The 266-nt window shown below is 59.0% G+C and carries 1 protein-coding gene; it reads right to left on the bottom strand.

What is annotated here, in order from left to right; translation table 11 throughout:
- Positions 1-38: 38 nt before the first annotated feature.
- Positions 39-266, bottom strand: a 228-nt coding sequence (locus ACQRAQ_RS08670; protein ID WP_427794564.1) for an IS3 family transposase, incomplete at its 5' end; no start/stop codon positions are given.

Raw genomic sequence — 266 nt, 5'->3', positions numbered from 1 at the left:
TGAACTGCACCCCAAAACTTGGACGGCTTAAATAAGAACTACGCCGCAAGGGACTGTCTCCGGAACTCCTCCGGGGTCAGTCCCTTCAGTTTAACCTGGCGCCTCCTCGTGTTCCAATGGACCACGAAGTCGTCGAGGTCCGCCTTGAAGGACTCGAAGTCCGGCCACGTCCTTCCGCGGAAGAACTCGTCCTTGATGTGGCCGAACACCTGCTCCGTCGCGCCGTTGTCGATGCAGTTGCCCTTCCGGGACATGCTCTGCACCAC

The sequence above is a fragment of the Collinsella sp. SGI.178 genome (assembly GCF_050313495.1).
Lineage (GTDB): Bacteria > Actinomycetota > Coriobacteriia > Coriobacteriales > Coriobacteriaceae > Collinsella.
This window is presented reverse-complemented; position numbering and strand designations above follow the sequence as displayed.